Source organism: Salinivibrio sp. IB282 (assembly GCF_001995685.1).
GTDB classification, from domain to species: Bacteria; Pseudomonadota; Gammaproteobacteria; order Enterobacterales; family Vibrionaceae; genus Salinivibrio; species Salinivibrio kushneri.
The window spans coordinates 1-23,975 of record NZ_MUET01000051.1 but is presented as its reverse complement, the minus strand read 5'-3'; the positions used below and the strand labels follow the sequence as shown (position 1 = coordinate 23,975).

The following is a 23,975-nucleotide window of genomic DNA, read 5'->3' as shown; positions in this document are numbered from 1 at the left end:
ATATTACCCCCGCTCGTGACAGACACTGTAGATAAAGGGCCTAGGACCTAGGCACTGCTTCCCGACCTTCCCCATATTCAATATCCCAAACCAAGGTTGGACAAACACCAATGGCACCATTGGCGTAGGTCGGACAAGCGCCAGCACGATGTAAGCCTCGTTCCTCGATATAACTGGCGCGCCTCCGACACGGAGGTCATATTTGGCACCAATCGTGACAGGCGCCCATTGCATGGCGCAGTGCAACTAGCGCACAGGCGGTATAGTGCATGATTGTTGATATAATCCCAGGGCTTGTATCCCCTCCGCCAATGGAATCATCGGGACCAAAGTGCCTGTCCCCATAAAACTGGGACCAAAGTGCCTGTCCCCATAAAACTGTTTTCGTCGGCGCAACAGCGGGGGTGTTCGGTAATGCCACCGGCGGACGACGCGGCGCAATATTAGGGGCGTTTGCGCAAGGCTTACTGATCACCTTCCTGCCGGTATTCCTGCTCCCAGTGCTCGGCGATCTGGGCTTTGCCAACACCACCTTTAGCGATGCAGACTTTGGTGTGGTCGGCATCCTACTCGGGCTGATTGTGCGATAACCACAAACAAAAAAGGATGAACAGGCCGATTGGCTTGTTCATCCTTTGTCTATCGAGCCTTCCAAACTGAAGTAGTATGAATAACGCTTAAGCCCTAATAATGGTGCATTTAAAAATGCCATAACAGCATAAGCTGGCTTTAATAATGACTACTTCTGGTAGAAATGTTTATACCACGCCACAAATTGCGCAACGCCCTCTTTCACACCTACCTTGGGTTGGTAGCCTGTCGCAGCGAACAAGTCTTGGGTATCGGCATAGGTTTGGTAAACATCACCCGGCTGCATGCCACGGAAGTTTTTCTTCGCCTCAATACCCAGCTCAGATTCAATCGCCTGAATAAAGTCCATTAAATTAATCGGGCTACCATGGCCAATGTTATACACCGCATAAGGGGCGGAGCTTGACGCCGGCGAGCCGCCCTCCACCGTCCAATCATCATCGCGCGCGGGTACCACATCCGCAATCCGTACCACGCCTTCAACAATGTCATCCACGTAGGTAAAGTCACGCCACATATCGCCGTGGTTATTAATGTCGATGGTTTCTCCATCAAGGATTTTCTTGGTGAAGATAAACGGCGCCATATCTGGACGGCCCCAAGGACCATACACAGTGAAAAAGCGTAGACCTGTGGTCGGAATATTATACAAATGCGAGTAGGAGTGAGCCATCAACTCATTGGATTTTTTGGTTGCCGCATAAAGCGATACCGGATGATCTACCGAGTGGCTTGTCTCAAACGGCACCTTAGCATTTAAGCCATATACCGAGCTTGACGAGGCATAGACCAAGTGCTCAACCTGATGATGCCGGCACCCTTCGAGAATATTCAAGTGCCCAACCAGGTTAGAATCGGCATAGGCATGCGGATTTTCCAACGAATAACGTACCCCCGCTTGTGCAGCTAGGTGAATAACACGATTGAATTTGTGCGCGGCAAATAAGTTAGCCACTGCATCACGATCGGCAATGTCTAGCGTAACAAACGTAAAGCCCGCTTGAGGAATAGTATCTAACCGTGCCTGCTTGAGTGATACATCGTAATAATCATTGAGATTATCGACGCCAACCACCTGATACCCCTGCGCTAAAAGCTTTTGTGCTACGGCACTACCAATAAACCCAGCCACACCGGTAACTAATATTTTCATTGTTGTTCCTTTATTTTTCATGCCGATGCACTGATACGTGCAACCACTCAGTGCCGAGATTATCTTACAGCGCATTCGCATAGTGCAAGGACTTGGGAAACGGAATACAAAAAACCTAGTGCCTGTCCCCGCTCTTCTACCAATGGCACCACCGAAATAAAAACCAGGCGTAGGTCGGACAAGCGCCAGTGCAATGTGAAAATATTAATTCAATGTAAACCGCGCGCCTCCGACATCTAGGTCAAAGTTGACATCGATCATAACAGGGGCAGTGCAACTGGCGCCCGTTGCACGGCGCCATCGGACATTGATGGTAAACAGTGGCTCTTTCCCTAGGACCTAGGCACTGCTTCCCGCCCTTCTCCGTATTCAATATCCCGAATCAAGGTTGGACAAACACCAATGGCACCATTGGCGTAGGTCGGCATAAGCGCCAGCACAATGTGAGTCATGAATACCAAAGCCGGCCGCGCGCCCGTTGCACGGCGCCATCGGACATTAAAGCCAAATATTACCCCCGCTCGTCGCCCGTTGCACGCACAATGTGAGTCATGAATACCAAAGCCGGCCGCGCGCCCGTTGCACGGCGCCATCGGACATTAAAGCCAAATATTACCCCCGCTCGTCGCCCGTTGCACGGCGCCATCGGACATTGATGGTAAACAGTGGCTCTTTCCCTAGGACCTAGGCACTGCTTCCCGCCCTTCTCCGTATTCTGTAAGCGAAGCGCTCCGTATCCAAGATCCCGAATACCGATGACGGAATACAGAGTACAGAAAAAGCAAGAACCCGATGCGAGCACGATCTGCGCTGTCTAGTTTCTAGTCTCTAGAAGCGCAGTGTCTCGTCTCTTTCCCGTACTCCGTATTCAGACTAAAGTGCCAGACTAAAGTGCCTGTCCCGCCAACTGCCAACTGGTCCCACTGAAAGTGCCTGTCCCGCCAACTGAAAGTGCCTGTCCCGCCAACTGACCTCCGCCAACTGACCGGCCAGGGTAATTGACGCTCTATACAATAACCTATTGAACTCGGTATGATACAACGCGCAATCGAGCTTGTGAGAAGAGAGGATATGAAAAAAATATTGGTAATTCGCAATGATAAGATTGGCGACTTTATGCTCGCTTGGCCAAGTTTTGCGATGTTAAAAACGGCGATGCCAAATTGCCATATAACAGCATTAGTGCCACGTTATACAGAGGAGCTGGCCAAACTCTGTCCATGGATTGATGAAGTGTTGATTGATCCAACGAAAAATGGCTCTCCTGAGCAAAAAAAACAGTGTTTACAAGCGATAAAAGCCCATCAGTTTGATGCCTCGATTAATCTTTTCTCAACCACTTACAACGCGCTTTTAGTGTGGAAAGCGGGAATACCCTATCGCCTCGCGCCTGCAACAAAGTTAGCGCAGATTTTTTATAATAAACGGCTTAAGCAACAGCGTTCTCAATCCGCGAAACCTGAGTATCAATACAATCTCGATTTGATTCGGACTTTTTTGCAGGACATTGGCCAACCGATCATTGAACCTCAAGCGCCGTATTTACAATTTGAGCCAGCATTGCTCGCCAAGCAGAAGCAGAAACTCTCTGAGCAGTTGAGCTTGAACATTAATCAGCCGTGGTTATTTGTTCATGCGGGCAGCGGGGGTTCAGCGAATAACCTTTCTCTTGCGCAATATGCTCAGCTACTGTGCGGCATTCAAGGAGACAAAGAGGTAGTTCTGACGGCTGGACCAGGAGAAGAGGCGAAAGCGGCGGCGTTGAAAGCTTTGCTTGAGCAAGAGGGAATCCACCCAGCTCTTTACGATAAAAATGATGGACTGGTGGATTTTACGCGCTCGATTGCCTGTGCAGATCTATTTATTGCAGGGTCGACAGGGCCGTTGCATCTTGCCGCTACTTTGGATGTGCCCACGGTTGGTTTTTATCCCGCCAAACGCTCATCAACCCCATTACGTTGGCAGCCTTTAAATTCATCAGGCCGTCATATCGCGTTTACTCCACCACCATCAGAACCAAAACAGGCTCAAGCGGACATGAGCCGAATCGATATTGCTCAGGTGCTTGTCGAGCTTAATCCTTGGATGGTTCAGTTTGGGTTCTAACCCATAAATCAGCGTATTTAACAAAGGTTGAATGCGCTGATAGCAGTGAAAGTAAGAAACCTTGTTTTCCGTCTAAAAAGCCAGCTTTAATAACATACATTTTAAGAAAACAGCCCAGTGCATGCAAAATACCTTGGCTGATGCTGCTTTTTTTACCGCGCTTTTCCCGTTGCTCCGCCCATGCTTTCGCATAGCCAGCAGACTTAACCAAGTAATGATGAATATCAGTATAGGTGTAATGAATCGCATCACCTTGCAAGGACTTTACTTCCATGCCCGGCTGAATAATGACCTTTTCATGCACAAGTGATTCATCGTAGCGCGTCAATGCGGTGGGATACAGACGGACAACACGATCAGGATACCAGCCGCAGTGACGAATGTATCGCCCAAAAACCCAGCTTAAACGGCAAATACTGTAGAGTACCTGTTTTTCATTGGCTTGCACCGCTTGTTGAATAGAGCGCTTTAGCTTTGGAGTAATGCGTTCATCGGCATCCAGCCACAATACGTAATCGGCGGCCACATATTGCTGAGCTAGGCGTCGCTGAGGACCAAAACCTTGCCAATCACAATTAACAAAAAATTTATCGGTAAAACGGCGAGCGATCTGTTCCGTGTTATCGGTACTGCCTGAATCAAGGATCACAATTTCATCGACCCAATCAACAACGGTCTCTAAGCACGCTTGTAAGTGCTGATCTTCATTCTTTACAATCAGCGCCACCGCGAGTGTTGGCATTGAATCTGCCATGCTAGTTATCCCCAAAAATAAGTTGATGCGTTTATGTGATTCACAAGCTATGTCCCATACTTAAGCGTTTACATTTGATCGTATTCTTTATATCACGCCACCACATTACCCATAAACCGCGCCACACCGGTAACTAACACTTTCATCATTAATCCTTTGTTATTAATCCACATCATGAGATGCGCGCCGAGCTAAGATTATCTTACAGTACACTCACTTAGTGCAAGCGACAGGGCCGCCAAAAATCGTGCATCCATCAAACACGTATGTATAATGCAAACGCATTTCTGCAACATGCCATTCATAAAAACTAGAAGACAGAGGAAAGGATCTTGCTGCTTACTTCTCGCCAACGGCTCACCAGCTTATTGTGTTTGATTTACTTCACCACCTTGCTTATCACGCCCGACTCGTACAAATATGGCGCGATTTTATTGGCGGTCACCGCTCTGATAATGTTGCCGAGTACGTGGCAGGCGCTAAAAACACGCCCCGCTATACTGATTAGTGGCTCATTGTTGCTCTACTTTGTGGTCACACTCGCCTTTGCCCTACCGGGAGAGCATTATGCGCAACTGGATATGCCCAGTCGTGTTTTGCTCGCTATCATGATTTTTGCATTGCTCTTGAAGTATCCCCCCTCGCTTAAAGCCGTTTTTTATGGCTGTGGTATAGGTGCATCTGCAGTGGGGATCATCGCACTGTATCAGCATTACATACTCGATATTCGTGCGCTCTCGAGAAACGGGTTTATGTCGATCCAAGTGGCAGGCATGGCGGCCAGCTTAAGCGTTTTTAGCATTTTTGCCTATATCTATAGCTGTAAGCGAGCATTACCGACCTTAAAGGCCATCGCCTTTCTAGGCATCACCCTAGGCTTTATCGCCACGCTACTTAGTGGCGGCCGTGGCTCATGGGTGATTACGCCCTTTGTCGCCTTATGGGCGCTGGTTTATTATCGCAAGGTATTCTCGCGCCGCGATTATGTCGCCATGGTAGTCAGTATTGCCCTCATTATAGCCACCGCCCTCGTGCCTGCGTTAAACCGCGCTGGCTTGGTCTTATCGGATTTGGCGAGGTACCAGCAAGCCACCGAGATAACAGCCCCCCCGGTAACTGCCCATCAACCGAAAGAATCGGCAGTCACTGTTTCCCCCAAAGACAAAAACCAATCATCACAGGCGGATACAACACCATCATCGCAAACATCCCCAGTAGCAGCGACTACACCGTCTACACCGCGTGTTGGCAGCTCTTCAGGAGTTAGACTTGAGTTATGGAAAACGGCGTTACACTTGTTTACCAACAACGTCATCACAGGAACAGGCTATACCGACTTTACTGACAAAAAACAGGCATTAGTTGACAAACACCAAGTTGACTCAATCGTAATGCGCTTTAGTCGTGCCCACAACCAGTTATTAGAAGAACTACAAGTCAAAGGATTGATTGGCGGGTTAACCTTGATTGTGTTAATCGCAGCGCCTTGGTTAGCAACCAGAAAAACCAACACAGGCGACACGCCAGACAAACATTTTGCCACCATAATGCTGCGCAGCCATCTTATCCTGATTGCTGGCTATATGCTGACGCAACATTACCTTAACCACCACTCCGGCATTCTGTTTTTCTCTCTTGGGGTGGTGATATTCGCGAGCATAGCGTTGAGGGCAGAAGCTAGAGACTAGAAAGATCCTAGGGGACAGAATACGGAATACGGAATACGGAAAAGCGTATCGTGCCTGGCCTTACTCTTCTCCGTATTCTGTAAGCGCAGCGCTCCGTATTCAAGATCCCGAATCAAGGTCGGACAAACACCAATGCCACCATTGGCGTAGGTCGGCATAAGCGCCAGCACAATGTGAGTCATGAATACCCAAGCCGGCCGCGCGCCCGTTGCACGGCGCCATCGGACATTGATGGTAAACAGTGGCTCTTTCCCTAGGTCCTAGGAACTGCTTCCCGCTCTTCCCCGTATTCAAGATCTCGAATCAAGATCGGACAAACACCAATGGCACCATTGGCGTAGGTCGGCATAAGCGCCTTCTCGATCGTGCAAGCTTGGTGCGATTAACGCCGCGCGCCATCCGACATTAGTGGTTAAAATTCGCAAGGATCGTGACAGGCGCTGTAGATAAAGTTCCTAGGGCCTAGGGTCCTAGGATCCTGGGAACTGCTTTCCGCTCTTTCCCTAGGGCCTAGGACCTGGGAACTACTCCCCGCCCTGCTCCGTATTCAATATCCCGAATCAAGGTCGGACAAACACCAATGGCACCATTGGCGTAGGTCGGCATAAGCGCCAGCACGATGTGAATCATGAATACCCAAGCCAGCTGCGCGCCATCCGACATTAAAGCCAAATATTGACTTCGATCGTGACAGGCGCTGTAGATAAAGTTCCTAGGGCCTAGGCCCTGCTTTTCGCTCTTCCCCGTATTAAAAGCGCCGATGCAAGCACGAGGCGGCTCTATCTAGTTTCTAGCCTCTAGAAGCGAAGCGTCTCGTCTCTTCCCCGTACTCCGTAAGCGCAGCGCTCCGTATTCCCATTCACGAATACAGATTACTGAATACAGAGTACAGAAAAAGCAATAGCCCCAATGCAAGCACGAGGCGGCTCTATCTAGTTTCTAGCCTCTAGAAGCGCAGCGTCTCGTCTCTTTCCGTCTCTTTCCCCTGCTCTTCCGCACATTTAAGATGAAAAATCTGTGATGTCATCTGTATTTATTTTACTTCTCGCCATATAGCCATTAGAGTTTAAAGGTGTCTGCGTTTGCAGACGTTTTTGTATTAATGCAAAAATCATGGAGAGACGAATGAAAAAAATTGCAACGGGTCTGATTGCTATGCTGTTCGCAGCAAGCACAATGGCCGCAACAGAAGCCGCGCCGGGAGCTGGCGCAAGTGGTGGTGGCGCTGGAGCAGGTGCTGGCGCGGGTGCCGGTACAAGTGCTAGCGCGGGTGCTGCTGGCGCAGGGGCTGGAGCCGGTGCGGGCGCTGCTGGTGCAGGTGCTGCTGGTGCGGCGGCAACAGGTGGCATTGCTGCTGGTACAGTTGCTGCTGGCGTCGCTGCTGCTGCGGCAGTTGGTGTGGCGGTTGCTGCTGCTAACAATGACGATAACAACACGTCAACGTCGGTTTCCGCTGAGCAATAAGCTGATACATAATCCAATGGCTGCAAGCTTAGCTTGTAGCCATTTTTCTACCACTGTAACACCCGCCCTCGACCACTTATGACTCAAACCAATCAAGCGATTTTGGCAATATGTATTGCGCTAGCCTCTTCTGGGTGCACACAACGCATCCAAGATCTCAGTGACTCATTTAAATTCGCCTATCAAGGCTTTCCTGATGCAGAAAAAAGCTGGGACGAGATTAACGCGCTGCCCTATGCCAGCCTTTATGCACAACTCGATAACGGACCACGCGGTTTTATGGTCCTGGCCTTTGCTGAGCCAAGCCAACATCCAAGCCCAAATTTAAAATGGCTCTCGGGCGACCATGAAATGATCGTCACCCGCAACAGTCGCATTGTTAAAACCGTCAACTTTGCAGAGGGTAATCTCACGGCCACCCAGGTGAATAGCCCTGATCCATTAAGTATTGGACTCGCCACCATTCAAATGCCCCACAAGTGGTCGCGTACCCTAGACTGGCAACCGGGCAACCACAGTGGTTATCGTGCCGACTCCACCTTTAAGCGCGGCGAGCCGCAAACTATCGCGGTAAACGGCACACAAATAGACACAGTGCAATACCAAGAATTCGTCACCCTGCCAACGCTCAATGTCAATTTCACCAATCWCTATTGGATCACAAAAGAGACAGGCAAAGTGATTAAATCTTATCAGCACCTCGCTCCCAACTTGCCCGCAGTGACGCTCACTCATCTCAAGCCCTACCAGGGAGGCGCACATGATTAACCACCGTTCACTATGGTGCCGTCTTTGCGGGTTTGCCATGATCCTAACCATGCCCGTGGCCGCTAACACACTGACATCAGGCGCTGACACCGCGCTTTCTTTTACTCAGCCACCTCGCCTTGCACAAGCCGTATTAACCATCACGCACGCCCAGCAACGCTCACTAGATGATGTCTACTGGCCTGCGGCGGGCCTTTACCGCTTAAAAAGCCAACAAGCGCAAGCCATTAACGACCTCCAACCCATACGCGATCAAATCACTGTTAACACCGGCCAACAGCGTCAACAATGGCAAAAGCTTTATCAAGCACTCAACAAAATGGCGGTTGGCGAGCGTATACCCGGCACGATAGACCCAGACATCACTCGTATAACCCCAAATACCAATCCGGTGTTAAAGGGTAATTGGCACTTGCAACTACCAACGCGCCCGACGCACGTCATGGTTTTAGGCAGTGTCAGCCAACCGGGGCGCTACCCTTGGCACGAGCGTTTATCCGCCAAAAGCTATCTTAAGCAAGCGGCGCCAGAGGCTTGGCACGATTCAAAAATATGGGTGATCAGTCCATCAGGCGAGCGCGCACAGCACCCTATCGCCTATTGGAATGGCCAGCACCGCGACATATTACCCGGTTCAGTGATCTATCGTCCCCTGGCGTATAAACCCATAAAAGGTCACACCATCGACCCCAATCAACACGCACTGACGTATTTACAAAATAGGTTAATCCGACCATGATGGATTTTTCTTCTGCATCCGGACGCATGCTTCTCTCTGCGGTCGCTCTTGCGGTCAGTCAGGCGGTCTCTGCCGACAGCTTTGACGCACCTGAGCTTATCCACTCGCAAACCGACTTTGGTGGCGTGGGCCTGATGCAAATGCCCACCGCGCGCACCGCCCCCGAGGGTGAATTTACCTTGGGCAGTACCTATAACGAAGACTATATCCACTTCAATACCTCGCTTCAGTTGTTTCCTTGGTTAGAAACCACCATCCGTTATACCCAGGTTCACGACTTGCTTTATAGTGATAATGAAGATTTCAGCGGCGACACAAAATACACGGATAAAAGCATTGATGCCAAATTACGCCTGATGCAAGAAAGCTTCTGGTTGCCCGAGCTGGCCATTGGTGTGCGCGATATTGGTGGCACCGGGTTATTTGATGGTGAATATATTGTCGGCTCCAAACGCGCCGGCCCGTTTGATTTCTCACTCGGCGTCGGCTGGGGTTATATGGGTAATCGCGCCAATCTTACCGGTGATAAAAGCCAATCGGTGGATTGTGGCCGTGACACCACCTACTCCGGCAAAGGCGGCAGTGTTGACGTCAACCGCATGTTTACCGGCTGCACCGCGTTATTTGGCGGAGTGGAATACCAAACTCCCTATGCGCCGCTAAGTCTCAAGCTTGAATACGACGGTAACGATTACAAAGCCGATTTTATTAGCACCAGAACCGGCATTCCGATGGAGGTCAACAGCCCTTGGAATGTGGGAGCAGTATACCGTTTTGGTGATTGGGGGAGCGCGCGGTTAGCCTACGAGCGCGGCGCGGTGATCACGGCGGGATTAAGCCTGCACACCAACTTTAATCAAGTCAGCCCCTTTTGGCTTGACGACAATGCACCCAGCTATCGCCCAACCGCCAAACAAGCAGATTTAAGCGACGACCAATGGCAGGCTCTCAGCAACCAACTTGCCCGTGTTGCCGGGTATCAAGATAACCAAGTGCATTTTGATGGTGATACCGTCACAGTCACGGGTGAGCAAAGCAAATACCGCAATCAAGATACCGCCCAAACACGCGCATCCACCTTAATTGCCAATACCGGCATTGATGCCAAACAATACCGGATTATTGACCAAGCTGAACGTCAGCCCATCACTGAAACCGTGATTGATGCCAACACCTATGCCGCGGTCGCCACCAACAGCTATGTGGGCGCAAACCCTGACGATGCACGCACGCGCCAGCAGCCACAACCCACCTCGGGCACCGAAAAAGCCAACCAGCGTGATAATCTTGATGCCGGTCTCGCCCCTGTGTTTGTGCAATCGTTTGGCGGCTCAGAAGATTTTTACATGTACTCACTGGGCGTGACGGGCAACGCCGCCGCCCGATTAGGCGATCACTTTATTGCCTCGTCTAGCGTGTATGTCAACATTGCCGATACCTACGACAAATTTAAATACACAGTGCCGCCTGATGGCACCGATCTTAAGCGGGTGCGCACCCTTAACCGACAGTATCTTGAAGACACAGTGCGAGTCACCAATGTGCAACTGACCTACTTAGATCACTGGGGTGATAACTGGTACACCCAAACCTATGGCGGCTACTTAGAGACCATGTTTGCCGGTGTCGGCGGTGAAGTGCTTTACCGCCCCATGGATAGCCAGTTTGCGATTGGGCTTGATGCCAACTACGTTAAGCAACGCGAGCCCGGCTCGGCGTTTGGGCTATTTAAAGACGAATACCAACCTGCAGAAAATGGCAACCGAGGATTCCGGGTGCAAACCGGCACCACCACTGGCCACGCTACCCTTTACTGGCAAAACCCGCTCGGTTTATTTAACGGCACCTTGGCCAAAATTAGCGCCGGTCGCTATTTAACAGAAGATGTCGGCGTGACAGTGGATATCGCCAAGCAGTTTGACAGTGGGATCACCGTGGGCGCGTATGCCAGCAAAACCGATTTATCGGCGGAAGAATTTGGCGAAGGCAGCTTTACCAAAGGCTTTTATGTCTCGATACCGTTTGATTTGCTTTCAATAAAACCTACCACCTCGCGTGGCGGGCTCTCTTGGCAGCCACTTCAGCGCGATGGCGGACAAAAACTTAACCGCAAATACTCACTGTATCAGTTAACCGATGGCCGCAATCCATGGTTTACTCGTAGCAATCAGTAACGAATGCGAGATAAATGAACTAACACAGTGAAACAAAAACGCCGAGGCAAATAAACCTCGGCGTTTTTTTCAATATTTTTAATCGCGCTCATCGGATTAATACGATAAGCGGTTAATCACAAGCAATAATTGGGTTGGCTATTCCTTGTTAAACGCAAACCGCACCAGCACAACCGCTACCCCTAACATGCCACCTAACAGCGTGGCTAACACACAGATTAATGCGCGTTTAGGGCCCGCCTTTTCTTCGGGCACAATCGCTGGGTCAACCGTTTCAAACACAAACTCATCTTTTACTTCAGCCAACATTAAACTCTTGGTTTGTTCTTCAATCAGCTGATAAAACACATTCTGCATCTGCGTTAAATTGGTATTTTCGAGCTGCTGGCGCAAATAGCCAATATTGGTTTGCGTCTCGTTCAGCTTATCGCGCTTTACATGCGCATTAATATCACGCACCAACTGCTCGACCACCTGTTGCGCAAACTCCGGCGACTGCGACTCAAAACTGATGGTGATAAGGCCACTGTCTTTTTGCTCATTCACCGTCAGTTGCTCGGAAAACGCCTTGTAGAGCTCCCAATCCGTTGGTGCCGCGGGTTTATGCTTAGGTGCGTCTTCGGGCTTAATCCAAGTTTGGGTATCAGGGTTATAACGTTCAGTATCAATCACCCACTGCTGGGTGTCTCTATCCCAACCTTGAGTGGCCATTAACCGCACTTCATAGTCATGACTGTGCACAAATTGGCCAATAAACTGGCGCGATTTAAGCGTGGCCAGCGCAATTTTTGTATCACTGCCGCCACTGCTACCTAAATCAACGCCTGCTAGCGATGCCAAGCCACCCAGCTGCCCTGCCATACTGGCCAGCCCACCGCCACCTTCCGCATTGGCCGGCGCCAGTAAAGCTTCAGATTTGTAGGTATTAGGGAGAGAAAGTGAGTACCCCACCCCACTCGCCGCGAATAAAAACGTCAACGCGATGATCAGCCATTTACCTTGCCATAAAGCGGCGAATAACTCGCGAAGATCAATTTCATCATCATTCACCGGCTGCGAAAGCGGCGGGTAGGGGTAGTGTTCGATATTTTGCTTAGTCATAAACCATGAGGCAACAGAGACTAGAAACTAGAGACTAGAAACTATGAGTCAGGTGCCATACCTTCCTTTGATTATTCAAGTTGCTACTTTGAGTGCGCGTTTGTGTCGTATTATCAAGCTAGCAAGGATTTTTGCAATTTCTCTTGCTTCACGGACCATTGCCAAACCAGCTTCTCGTTCTATTTGTCCGGTTTTAATCGCGATCTGAAGCTGAGTCACCAATTCACCACATGAGCCTTTGGCGTAGTAGTAAAAGCGAACTTTTTCTTTTGATGTTTCACGTTCTTCCCCTTCTGCAATATTTGAGGGTATTGATAGGGATGACCGAAAAACTTGATCTTTAAGTGCAAAGTTCTTGTTGTGCTCAAATGTACTAAATACCGAACACGCTAATTTTGATGAGCGTTGCCAAACACTCAATTTTTCAAACAGCATAAGTTGACCTCTCTCGCCTTCGAGACAAAGAATACAACTCACCCACTGTTTGTGTTTTATATCTTTACATTTCTGCGAGACACTCCTAGAGACTAGAGACTAGAGACTAGAGACTAGAGACTAGAGACTAGAGACTAGAGACTAGAGACTAGAGACTAGAGACTATTTTATGAGCCGCTTTAAGCTTTTCCTAGTCTCTATTTTCTAGAAGCGAAGCGTCTAGCCTCTCCCTCGTTTCTAGTTTCTAGAAGCGAAGCGTATAGCCTCTCCCTCGTTTCTAGTTTCTAGAAGCGAAGCGTCTAGTCTCTCCCTCGTTTCTAGTTTCTAGAAGCGAAGCGTATAGCCTCTCCCTCGTTTCTAGTTTCTAGTTTCTAGAAGCGAAGCGTCTAGTCTCTCCCTCGTTTCTAGTTTCTAGTTTCTAGAAGCGAAGCGTCTAGTCTCAGCTCTTCGCTCTTCCCCGCTCTAATCTTTCACCGCTTTCCATGCAACGCCAAGTTGATACAAGATTTGCGTAGCCGTTGATGCGGTGCTTAGGCCGTCGAGATAATCCGTGTCAATCGGCACGATAATGGTGTCGCCAGGCTCTAAGTCTTCTTGTTGGCGACTAAACCAATAGCTGTTATTGGGCATCATCACTGAGCCATCGGCACGCACCACATAGATTCTGTCGGTATCCGCTTGTTGCTTGGTACCACCGGCCGATTCAAGATAGTCACTGACCGTCATTCCCGGCTCAAATAACTGATTCGATGCAAACTGTACTTCACCCATAATACTCACCACAGGGTTTTTCGGTGGCACATAAAGCTTGTCGCCACTTTCTAGCATGATGTTGGCGATATCATCACCCTCAAGGGCACGCGGCAGCGAGATCACCATACGGCCAACCGCTTCGGCGTTTTGTAGCTCATCGGCCAGCGAAAGCGCATCACTGGGGCTGGTGGTATATTGCGCGCTGTTGGTCTGTCGGCGTAACGCCAGACTACTAATTTCCTGCTTAAGCTGACGATTAAGCATTTTTAACCGCTCACGCTCTTGCCGTTTTAACCGCTCGCGGCTAAATACCGCGCCTTTGGGATAAGCAAACTCGGTTAAACCGCCGGCACGTTCAATCACATCTTGAATGGTTTCACCGCGCTCAAACGCATACACCCCAGGGAAGCGCACTTCACCTTGCAGCTCAATGTTGTTGTTTTTATGCCAGTTTGGCTTGGTTTTAATATTGATCCGATCTTGCGATCGAATGTTCAGTGCGTGTCCTTTCCCGTTCAATACGTTGGCCACATTAATCGGATAGTGGCGCACGGTGAGCCGGTCATCAATCACCTCGCGACGCGTGATCTCGGCTTGTTTTAAATACGCGGCCTCCGTTAAACCACCGGCAGCGGCCAGCAACTGTTCAAGGCTCGCGTTTTCAGGTAATGGATACACGCCGGGGTATTTAACCGCGCCGCTTAATTCCACAATCGCCGCAGTGTAACGGTTATTGGCTTGTTCTTTTAAGCGTTCAATAATCGGTTCAAGCTCCTGCTCGCGCAACGATCGTTCTTCCTCGTCATTGCGCTCACTGATCACCTGCGCCAGTTTTTGCTCCGTTTGCTGCTGCGCATTAGACACTTCGGCCCCAGTTTCTGGGTCAATTTGTGTAGCCGTCGCATAGGCGTTCCCGCTCTGCATACTCGCATTATTGGTTGCTTGCCGACGTGCCTGTTGGTTGGCATATTGATCATCTAACCCATCAAAATCGACCTGATCCCAAAACGCGCTATCAATGCCATTGCTAAAAACAAACACCTGATCGCGCGCTTTAAGCGGCAGGTTATCTACCGACCTAGGCGAGGTAATCGCATTGCCCAAATCAAACTGCAACACACGAATGTGACGCTCGGCATCGATTTCACGTACGACCAGCGCATAGTCAAGGTCCGCATTCGGTTTTAAGTCACGCTTGGTATCGGTCACCAGATCGGCCACCGCCATCCCAGGGGCAAAATGATAGGCCCCCTGACGCGCCACCTCGCCGCGGAGGATCACCGCATCATCGAGCGCATCATTGCTCTTGGCAATTTGAATCGCATCACCATTTTTTATGCGAAAGTTTTGCCCACTCGCTTGCGTCATATCTAGGCTAAATTGCTTCACTCCAGATTCAGTCACGCGTTTTACACTCACGCTCGATAAATAACCTTCTGGCAGCGCGCCGCCGGCCATATTCACCACGTCGGCCAAGGTATGATTGCTACGCAATTCATAAAGGGCCGGGCGCAAAACTTCGCCATCAACCGCTACTTGCGCACCACGCGATGGTACAAACAAGGTATCGCCTTTTAACAAGCGCACATCATCACTGCTGTCGCCGGCGAGTAATAAATCGTATAAATCCAGCTCAGCAATCACTGTGCCATCGCGCTTTAACTGAACATCACGCAAAGAGCCACTTGGCTTAATCCCGCCTCCAGCAAGCAACGCTTGGGTAATGGTGGTGAGACCATTAACGTTATACGCGCCAGGTTGCTTCACATCGCCAGATAAATACACCTGCATGGTACGCATCGCACCAATATCAACGCTCACATCCACCCCAATCACACGCTCGGCAAACATCGCTTTGATCTGTGCGCGCACCCCGCCGAAGGTTTGCCCGGCAACCTGCATCGGGCCGTATTTAGGGAAATGAATAAAGCCGTTACGTTTCACTGTTAAGGTGTATTCTTGGTTCTCTTTACCAAACACTTGAATATCCAGGGTATCGCCTGGGCCCACCAAGTAATCATTGGGCAAAGGTAAATCCTCAAAGGTGTTGATTGAGGCCGAGTTACCCGCTAAAAAGTCGTAACCAAAAGGTTTAAGGGCTTGCGCGTCATCGCCCTTGTTAGCCGAACTGGTGCGTTTCGTGGTGTTGGCGTTATCCGTGCCACCAATTCTTGTTGGCGTTGACGGCGCAGGCTGCTTATCATCATTGCCGTTATTATTCGCCGACTCCAACGCGGATAAATCAACGCCATATTGGCGAGCAAGCTGCTCTTGTTGTGCCTTAGGCAAATTTTTAAATTGCGCCATTTGCGCCGCGGTTGGGGTCGCAGCAACACTGGCCGTAGAAACAGGCAGCGAAGAAAAACACAGGGTGAACAAACAAGCGGCTGTTCGCCAGTGTCGTGCCAGTCTGTGAGGTTTGAATGATGAAAGCACCAACATACTTAATCTAATCCATCTTTATTGTTATTTAACGGTCAGGGTTGCCGAGTCAGCTTAAAAACGCAGCTGATACTTCACCCAATAGCGCGTTGTATCTTGTTCATTGTTTGGCGCGTCGCCATCCGTGCGACTGGCCCCTAGTGTTACCATGCCAGTAAAGGCTGGTAAGCGATAACTCACATCCGCATGCTGCCATTGCTGATCCTCAGCCTCACGCTCTGCCACCGTGAATGCAATGGCATGATCGTTGGCCAGCTGCACATACGCAGCCGCCGAGTGGCTTTCTGCCAACCCATAAGTGGTGCTATTGCCACCTAACTGCGTTGATGACACCGCCTGATCGACACCAGGCGTCGTGCGTAAATCCGTCTCAAACCCAGTATGCGTTTGCTGACGCTCAAGCACCACACGCACGCTTTGTCCGGCCAGCTCTGTTTGCCCGCTCCAGCCCATTAGACTGGCCGCAAGCTCATTACCTTGATAATCACTGGCGAGCTCACCATAAAGTGCATGCGCAAATGGCAATGTGCCAGCTGGCAATGCTAATTTAGCATCCCAGGCCCATTGTTCACTTTCTTCACGTCCGCTATCCGGGTTTGTCCAACGCTGATAGGTCACACCATACTGAAACGCCCGCAATGGCTGGCTCACCAAACGCCCCGCCCAATGGCCATCGTACCCGGTTTTTTCCGGTAACTGATACACAGTCTCAAACGACCAATAACCTAACACAGGATTGACCTGGCCCAAATAACTCAGCGAGGCACTGGTGGCAGGGGCCGATTGGTTTCCCCAAATCAGATTATGTTGCCAACCTTGCCCCCACCAGCGTTCAAGTTGTCCCACGGTAAACAGCCAACGCCCTTCATTTAACGCTAAATATGAGCCTTGCCAGGTATATTCCTTGTCGCCATTAGCATCACGGCGGTATTGGTTTGCCACCTTAAAGGCAAAGCGATTGCGCATATGTTGGTAATACGTCCCCACAAGCCACTCATGGCGCGGGGTATCACCATAACTCAATGATGATGCGGCCTCATTGGCCCACTGGAGATCAAAGCCAATGGGGGCGCGATTAAACTTGGCGGCATACGCCCGGTAGCGGACATGTTGGCGGGCAGTATTGAGCATCGATTGGCGTGTATCGTCGTGAGTGAGCTGGCGTTTTGGCGCCACCTCATCGTAAAAGCTCGACCAGCGTAACGGGTAGTGATTAATCGGGGCAAGTAATTCACCGGCATCGGACAATGCGGTAAGATCGGCACGTAAAAAAGGATCATTCGGCGCAAGCCAAGGCGAGGCAAGCGCATGCGGTGCTGTGACCAAAGCCAGCCACCACACCAAATAACGCCAACCATCGCCGACAATACGACCGCAAGCGCCACCTTGGTGTTTGATTGTATGCTGCATTGTTATTTTTGCTCGTCTCATGCCTTGTTAACGTCCGCTGTTATCCAGTAGGCATTCTCGCCAGGCCAACATGCCCAGCGGTGCATCTGTAATGTCAGCCGTATTATACAGAGACAAGATGACATTTAAAGTAAAAACCCACCCAAGCGCACGCAAAATCACCAGTTTTTGTCGCTTGGCGAAAGATAAGTTAAAAAAGGATGGGAAAGATCACGGTTCGCGGGTTACGGATTACGGATTACGGATTACGGATTACGGAAAAAGCGTATCGTGCTGTAGATAAAGTGCCTAGGGCCTGGGATCCTAGGGCCTGGGAACTGCTTCCCGCTCTTCCCCTGGGGCCTGGGAACTGCTTTCCGCCCTGCTCCGTATTCAATATCCCGAATCTCGCGTAGATCGGACAAACACCAATGGCACCATTGGCGTAGGTCGGCATAAGCGCCAGCACGATGTGAATCATGAATACCCAAGCCGGCCGCGCGCCCGTTGCACGGCGCCATCGGACATTAAAGCCAAATATTGACTTCGATCGTGACAGGCCCTGTAGATACAAGATCCCGAATCCCGATGACGGAATACAGAGTACAGAAAGAGCAAGAGCCCCAATGCAAGCACGATCTGCTCTATCTAGTTTCTAGTCTCTCGTCTCTAGTCTCTAGAAGCGAAGCGTCTCGTCTCTTTCCCGTACTCCGTAAGCGCAGCGCTCCGTATTCTAGTCTCTCGCCTCTAGAAGCGAAGCGTCTCGTCTCTTTCCCAGCTCTTCCCATTTCCCCCCGYATTCCGTATTCTGTCGCCCTAATTGGAAGATCTTGGTAACAAACTAGGCAGATAAATCATGAAGGTACTCGTCACCGGTGGCACGGGGTATATCGGCAGCCACACTTGCATTCAACTGATTGAGCAAGGCCACACGCCTGTTGTTATCGATAACCTATGCAATAGCAAACAAATGGTGCTCGATCGCATTGAGCAAGTCACTGGCGTGCGACCGGCTTTTATGCAAGGCGATATCCGCGATAGTGCCTTTTTAAAGCGTGTATTTGCTGAATACGCTGTTGACAGCGTTATTCACTTTGCCGGTTTAAAAGCCGTGGGTGAGTCAGTTGAAAAGCCACTGAAATACTACGACAACAATGTCTCCGGCACCTTAAACCTAGTGCGTGAAATGCAAGCGGCTAACGTCAAATCGCTCATTTTCAGCTCATCCGCCACCGTTTATGGCGATCCCGCATCGGTGCCAATCAAAGAAGACTTCCCCACCTCGGCGACTAATCCCTATGGCCGAAGCAAGTTAATGGTGGAAGAATGCCTGCAGGACTTTCAACATGCCAATCCAGATTGGAGCATTACCCTGCTACGTTACTTTAACCCCGTCGGTGCGCATGAATCAGGATTATTGGGCGAAGATCCACAAGGCACACCCAATAACTTGCTGCCTTTTGTCGCACAAGTAGCGGTGGGCCGACGTGAGAAGCTGGGCGTATTTGGTAACGATTACGACACGCCTGACGGCACCGGGGTACGCGATTATATTCATGTGGTTGATCTAGCCGATGGGCATTTAGCCGCGCTGGATAAAATGGCCCATCAACCTGGCACTCATATTTTTAACCTCGGCACTGGCCAAGGTAACAGCGTTTTGGAAATGGTGCATGCGTTTGAAGCCGCCGCGGATCGCCCTATTCCTTACGATATTAAACCTCGTCGTGCAGGTGATATTGCTGAATGCTACGCTGATCCGGCTTATGCTGAAGCAACATTAGGCTGGACCGCCAAACGCGATCTGCAAACCATGGTAGAAGACACCTGGCGCTGGCAGTCTAAAAATCCAAATGGGTACCAATGAAGCAACTGTGAGAGCACAAAACAACCAAACTGATATGATATGGGCTCGCTGACTTCCTACCTGCTCTAAAAATCATTAAACTGGCGCCTGATTGACGTTGAGGGATACCACGTGCTCATACCATTTATTGAACTGGCCTTTCTGTGCTTTTTTGCCTTTTGCTCTCTCTTTGTGATTAGAAAGATGGCCAAGGCCATAGGGTTAGTAGATATCCCTTCTGGACGTAAGCAACATACTGATAACGTTCCCCTCGCAGGCGGCATCGCGACCAGCATAACGCTATTGTATTTTGTGTTTAATAATCCCTCCATCCTGCAGTCACCAACTCTCTATGCGTCATGTGTGATCGTGCTCGTTATTGTCGGGGCGCTGGATGACAAGTTCGATATAAACTACAAAATCCGTTTATTTGTACAAGCGCTTTTATCCATTGCAATGATGTGGGTCGGCAACCTCGAGCTAACAAATTTGGGCAACTTACTGGGAACAGGCGARATAAACCTAGGAGCAGCTGGATACGCAGTGACTGTGTTGGCCGTAATTGCCGCTATCAACGCGTTTAATATGGTGGACGGCATCGATGGCCTATTAGGTGGGTTATCGATTGTGACCTTTGGCGGGCTGGCTCTGCTTTTACTGCATGATGGTCAACCTAATATGGCTTACTTTTGTTTTGCCATGGTCGCCATTCTCGTGCCTTATGTTGTCCTAAATATGGGGTTGCTTGGCCGACAACGAAAAGTGTTTATGGGTGATGCGGGCAGCATGCTGATCGGTTTTACCGTGGTTTGGGTGCTGCTTTTTTCCAGCCAGAATGGAAAGGCGCCGCCATTGCGCCCCGTCACCGCGTTATGGCTTATTGCTGTTCCGTTAATGGATATGGTCGCAATAATGATCCGACGCATCCGCAGAGGCGAGTCACCGTTTAAACCAGACCGTGACCACCTCCATCATATTTTCCAACGGGTCGGACTTACCTCGAAACAAACACTGCTCGCTATTTGTAGCATCTCAGCTTTGTATGCAGGCATTGGAATATACAGTGATATCGCTCGAGTCCCAGAATACATTATGTTGATTGCATTCTTAGCCTGCTTTGGGCTTTACTTCCTACTTGTAACGCATATTTGGCGGGTGACGTCGTTTGTGAAAAAACTTTTTTCACGTCGTGAGTGACGAATATCATTTTGGCATTGCGGCTCAATAATCGGCTCTACCGTTTATTGGGTACATAAGCTTGAACTCAATGTGCAACTAAAAGCGGTAATATTTGTTAATCAATTTATTGTCTGTTGAAGAAGCAGAGTACATGGCTTTTAACTACAAGGTAAGTTGAACTAACATAACTATGAAGGTTCAGTTGGACTAAACATTACCTTTGCTTTCTCAGGGTCAAATGGCCCTTCCTTTACCTCTAAAAGCAATGCTTTATCGGAAATACATTCCACGCTATGAATATCTCTTGGGTTTATTTCAATTACCTTTCCCGATTGTCCATCACCAGCGGCTAGCTTCTGCTTTACTTTTCCATCACCGTCGTAAAGCGTTACTTCAACTATACCATGAATTACCACGAACATTTCCCATTGATGATCTAGTTCATGATAGTGCGGCGCAACGTAACTCCCTTTTACTAGAGCGATAAATAGTCGTTGCACCTTCTCATCATAGTTTGCATGCAAATTAAGGTGAGCACGTTTTCTTTCTGACTTCTCAGCATCATCAAACAACGCCGAAAAGCTTTCATCATTGTATTCTTTCATCTTTTCATTTCAAATTATCGATAATTACTCCCGCAGCTGCTTGTACGGAAAATTCATCTTCAAGTAATCTGTAAGCTCTTTTACCTACATCTTTCCTCAATAACTCATTATGGTAAAGTGACAACGCGTTTTGATATAACTCCTTATCTTCACCATTAATCGATAAGTAGCCAGCTTGGTTCTCATTGATGGTTTCTAGCAGATCATTACCTTGGTTTACGCTCCCCAAAATAGGTTTAGATTGAACCATATAACCTAAAAGCTTACCTGGAAAGTTATGAGCAGTATGCTTTGCTGAGAGAGAGAAAAGCCCAACATCAATATCGCACAGCAGGTTCTTAAATTCTTGCTGATTAACCGATGGAAGATAAGTAAAGTTACTAAGTGACCATTTTTCAGCTAAGTGGTTAACGAGATTAACTTCATCTCCTTGCCCAACAAAAAGAAAATGAGCTTTTTCATAAACCGACATTGAACGGACAAGACGCATCAAATTCGCCATATCCTGTGCGTGTCCAATATTCCCCCCATAGAAGTAAATAACTTTATCTTCCAAGTTAAGTTTTTTACGGACGCTATCGTCTGGGTTTATCAATGTATGAGGTTTTAGTTCAGCCCAGTTCCTGAGAACTTCAGTCTGATATTGATCACTGGTGGCGGCATTGAAAATCTGTCGGTTTTTCTCTGACATCAACCCAATTTTATCTGCTTGGCGATAAGACTGCTTTTCAAAAAACCGAAAATACTTTTCAATCAAAGAGCCCTGTCCAATGATGCCTGCATCAACAGCCCACTGAGGAAATAAGTCACGTAGAACTAAATAAGCTTTACATTGACAACGCGACTTTATTTTATCAACGAGCTTACCCCAAAATATAGAGGGAGAATAGTAAATAATACCATCAAAGGTTTCAGGCTTTATCTCGCTAGAGATGGCTCGCCAAGCTCGGAAAGAAAGCACGGTTTCATTTATGGCTCGCTTAATCTTTGTCGTGTCTTTTATCGTACCACTGGAAAAAGACCAAATATTCACACCATTTAACTGCGTTTTTACTAGCCTTTTTTTCTGTCCCTCAGAGGGCGTTATCACCGTTACTTGGTGACCCAATCTGACATAATAACAAGCGAGCTCATGAAACATTTTTGCCCCAACGCGAGTGCTATGGGGCAAGTAATCATCGATAATTAATGCTAAGCGCATTAGTACTTTTTCCAAACAACACGTTTAACGTAATCAGTATACGAGTGGATAATCCGTACCACCTTTTCTGACACATTTGGCATCGAATAATCATAAACTTGGCGCAATAATCGCTCTTCACCTGAAGGTTGAGATTCAAGAACTTGTAGTGCTTGCATAACTCTCTCAACATCTAGACCAACCATCATCACCGACGCTTCTTCCATTCCTTCTGGTCGTTCATGCGCTTCTCGCATGTTTAGGGCAGGAAAGTTCATAATCGATGATTCTTCGTTAATCGTTCCACTATCAGAAAGAACGGCTTTAGCGTTCTTTTGTAAGTGGTTATAATCATGAAAACCTAATGGTTTAAGTAACTGGATGTTTGAATGGAATTCTAACCCACGCGCTTCAATGCGATTACGAGTACGTGGATGCGTAGAAACAATCACTGGCAAGTCGTAGTGATTTGCTAGGGTATTAAGTGTTTCCGCTAACTTTTCTAGCTGTTTAGGTGCGTCCACATTTTCCTCACGATGAATACTAACAACAAAAAACTGTCGTTTCGATAATCGCAAGCGTGATAGCACGTCTGAAGCATCAATTCTTGGCATGTAGTGGTTTAACACTTCAAACATTGGACTACCTGTTTTGATCACGCGATCAGCAGGCAAGCCTTCAGCAAGCAAATAGTCACGTGCTATCGTGCTATAAGTCAGGTTAATATCTGAAGTATGGTCAACGATCCGACGATTGGTTTCCTCTGGGACACGCTGATCAAAGCAACGATTACCTGCCTCCATATGAAAAATCGGCACTTTACGCCGTTTAGCAGGGATAGCTGAGATACACGAGTTCGTATCGCCCAACACTAACATCGCCTCTGGGTCAACATCTTCAAGCACTTGGTCCACTTTAATAATGACTTGACCAATGGTTTCTGCCGCACTCTTACCGGCAGCATTGAGAAAGTAATCAGGCTTACGCACGCCGAGATCATTAAAGAAAACTTCATTCAGCTCAAAGTCATAGTTTTGACCCGTATGGACTAACGTATGTTCACAGTGCTCGTCTAACTTCGCAAGAACGCGGGATAATCGTATAATTTCAGGGCGAGTGCCCACAACGGACATTACTTTGAGTTTTTTCACTTCACTACTCTCGGGTTAAGATAACGGATAAGCAACTGTATCGGGGGCCTCACGATCGAATATTTCGTTTGCCCAAAGCATCACTATCATTTCATCATCACCTATATTGGTGATGTCGTGCGACCAACCTGGTACTGTTTGAACAATTTGAGGTAAGTCTCCATCTGTATGGAGCTCGTGACGTTCGCCCGTTCCAATATGTTCAAATTTGAATAAAGCTTTACCTTTGAGGACTAAAAATTTTTCATTTTTACTGTGGTGATAGTGACCCCCCCGCGTGATACCTGGGTGAACCTGGTACTGTTTGAACAATTTGAGGTAAGTCTCCATCTGTATGGAGCTCGTGACGTTCGCCCGTTCCAATATGTTCAAATTTGAATAAAGCTTTACCTTTGAGGACTAAAAATTTTTCATTTTTACTGTGGTGATAGTGACCCCCCCGCGTGATACCTGGGTG

18 protein-coding genes and 2 pseudogenes are annotated in these 23,975 nt (G+C 48.7%); 9 read left to right on the top strand and 11 right to left on the bottom strand.

What is annotated here, in order from left to right; genetic code table 11:
* Window positions 1–380: 380 nt before the first annotated feature.
* Window positions 381–590: pseudogene (locus BZG14_RS10925) on the top strand (PTS transporter subunit IIC); the annotation flags it as partial.
* 149 nt (window positions 591–739) lie between these two features.
* Here the strand turns inward: BZG14_RS10925 and BZG14_RS10920 are convergent.
* Entirely contained in the window at window positions 740–1,744 is a 1,005-nt protein-coding gene (locus tag BZG14_RS10920) for an NAD-dependent epimerase (protein WP_077486898.1), read from the bottom strand.
* Between the two features lie 1,071 nt (window positions 1,745–2,815).
* Between BZG14_RS10920 and BZG14_RS10915 the strand changes: the two genes are divergently transcribed.
* Entirely contained in the window at window positions 2,816–3,850 is a 1,035-nt protein-coding gene (locus BZG14_RS10915; RefSeq protein WP_077486897.1) for a glycosyltransferase family 9 protein, read from the top strand.
* Here the strand turns inward: BZG14_RS10915 and BZG14_RS10910 are convergent.
* Entirely contained in the window at window positions 3,819–4,604 is a 786-nt protein-coding gene (locus BZG14_RS10910) for a glycosyltransferase family 2 protein (protein ID WP_077608734.1), read from the bottom strand. The two genes, BZG14_RS10915 and BZG14_RS10910, sit on opposite strands and share 32 nt — an antisense overlap.
* 332 nt (window positions 4,605–4,936) lie before the next feature.
* On the opposite strand from BZG14_RS10910, the gene BZG14_RS10905 reads away from it, so the two are divergent.
* From BZG14_RS10905 to BZG14_RS10885, 5 genes are all read left to right on the top strand, one after another.
* Window positions 4,937–6,292 carry an O-antigen ligase family protein gene (locus tag BZG14_RS10905; RefSeq protein WP_077608733.1) on the top strand — a complete coding sequence of 452 codons (1,356 nt, stop codon included), beginning with the start codon at window positions 4,937–4,939 and terminating at the stop codon, window positions 6,290–6,292.
* A gap of 1,213 nt (window positions 6,293–7,505) precedes the next feature.
* Window positions 7,506–7,838, top strand: a complete 333-nt coding sequence (locus BZG14_RS15580) for a hypothetical protein (protein ID WP_158011747.1) — start codon at window positions 7,506–7,508, stop codon at window positions 7,836–7,838.
* Entirely contained in the window at window positions 7,835–8,524 is a 690-nt protein-coding gene (locus tag BZG14_RS10895) for a YjbF family lipoprotein (protein ID WP_077608732.1), read from the top strand. Before BZG14_RS15580 ends, BZG14_RS10895 begins: the two co-directional genes overlap by 4 nt.
* Window positions 8,517–9,263, top strand: a complete 747-nt coding sequence (locus tag BZG14_RS10890) for a capsule biosynthesis GfcC family protein (RefSeq protein ID WP_077608731.1) — start codon at window positions 8,517–8,519, stop codon at window positions 9,261–9,263. Before BZG14_RS10895 ends, BZG14_RS10890 begins: the two co-directional genes overlap by 8 nt.
* Window positions 9,260–11,437, top strand: a complete 2,178-nt coding sequence (locus BZG14_RS10885; RefSeq protein WP_077608730.1) for a YjbH domain-containing protein — start codon at window positions 9,260–9,262, stop codon at window positions 11,435–11,437. Before BZG14_RS10890 ends, BZG14_RS10885 begins: the two co-directional genes overlap by 4 nt.
* Window positions 11,438–11,575: 138 nt before the next feature.
* Here BZG14_RS10885 and BZG14_RS10880 read toward each other — a convergent pair whose 3' ends face one another.
* The 4 genes from BZG14_RS10880 to BZG14_RS10865 all read right to left on the bottom strand — a co-directional run bounded on the left by BZG14_RS10880 (window position 11,576) and on the right by BZG14_RS10865 (window position 17,578).
* Window positions 11,576–12,538, bottom strand: coding sequence for a Wzz/FepE/Etk N-terminal domain-containing protein (locus tag BZG14_RS10880; RefSeq protein WP_077608729.1), 963 nt, complete (start codon window positions 12,536–12,538; stop codon window positions 11,576–11,578).
* 75 nt (window positions 12,539–12,613) lie between these two features.
* Complete coding sequence (locus BZG14_RS10875) at window positions 12,614–12,973, bottom strand: four helix bundle protein (protein ID WP_077486888.1); 360 nt, start codon at window positions 12,971–12,973, stop codon at window positions 12,614–12,616.
* 462 nt (window positions 12,974–13,435) lie between these two features.
* Window positions 13,436–16,033 carry an SLBB domain-containing protein gene (locus BZG14_RS10870; protein WP_241824658.1) on the bottom strand — a complete coding sequence of 866 codons (2,598 nt, stop codon included), beginning with the start codon at window positions 16,031–16,033 and terminating at the stop codon, window positions 13,436–13,438.
* 189 nt (window positions 16,034–16,222) lie between these two features.
* Window positions 16,223–17,578, bottom strand: coding sequence for a capsule assembly Wzi family protein (locus BZG14_RS10865; RefSeq protein WP_158011746.1), 1,356 nt, complete (start codon window positions 17,576–17,578; stop codon window positions 16,223–16,225).
* 835 nt (window positions 17,579–18,413) lie between these two features.
* Here BZG14_RS10865 and galE point away from each other — a divergent pair.
* Window positions 18,414–19,424: a UDP-glucose 4-epimerase GalE gene (gene galE, locus BZG14_RS10860; RefSeq protein ID WP_077608727.1), complete on the top strand. Its 1,011-nt coding sequence runs from the start codon at window positions 18,414–18,416 to the stop codon at window positions 19,422–19,424.
* Between the two features lie 111 nt (window positions 19,425–19,535).
* Window positions 19,536–20,600, top strand: a complete 1,065-nt coding sequence (gene wecA / locus BZG14_RS10855; protein WP_077608726.1) for a UDP-N-acetylglucosamine--undecaprenyl-phosphate N-acetylglucosaminephosphotransferase — start codon at window positions 19,536–19,538, stop codon at window positions 20,598–20,600.
* Window positions 20,601–20,770: 170 nt separating this feature from the next.
* On the opposite strand, the gene BZG14_RS10850 is transcribed toward wecA, so the two are convergent.
* From BZG14_RS10850 to BZG14_RS16120, 5 genes and pseudogenes are all read right to left on the bottom strand, one after another.
* A complete protein-coding gene (locus BZG14_RS10850; protein WP_077608725.1) occupies window positions 20,771–21,187 on the bottom strand; it encodes a WbuC family cupin fold metalloprotein in 417 nt (138 codons plus the stop codon).
* 4 nt (window positions 21,188–21,191) lie between these two features.
* Window positions 21,192–22,403 carry a glycosyltransferase family 4 protein gene (locus BZG14_RS10845; RefSeq protein ID WP_241824657.1) on the bottom strand — a complete coding sequence of 404 codons (1,212 nt, stop codon included), beginning with the start codon at window positions 22,401–22,403 and terminating at the stop codon, window positions 21,192–21,194.
* The gene (gene wecB, locus BZG14_RS10840; RefSeq protein WP_077608723.1) at window positions 22,388–23,518 is read right to left on the bottom strand and encodes a non-hydrolyzing UDP-N-acetylglucosamine 2-epimerase; all 1,131 of its coding nucleotides are present in this window, start codon (window positions 23,516–23,518) and stop codon (window positions 22,388–22,390) included. Before wecB ends, BZG14_RS10845 begins: the two co-directional genes overlap by 16 nt.
* Before the next feature lie 15 nt (window positions 23,519–23,533).
* Window positions 23,534–23,812: pseudogene (locus BZG14_RS10835) on the bottom strand (polysaccharide biosynthesis C-terminal domain-containing protein); the annotation flags it as partial.
* Complete coding sequence (locus BZG14_RS16120) at window positions 23,769–23,966, bottom strand: polysaccharide biosynthesis C-terminal domain-containing protein (protein ID WP_443508927.1); 198 nt, start codon at window positions 23,964–23,966, stop codon at window positions 23,769–23,771. The gene BZG14_RS16120 and the pseudogene BZG14_RS10835, both read right to left, overlap by 44 nt.
* Window positions 23,967–23,975 lie beyond the last annotated feature (9 nt).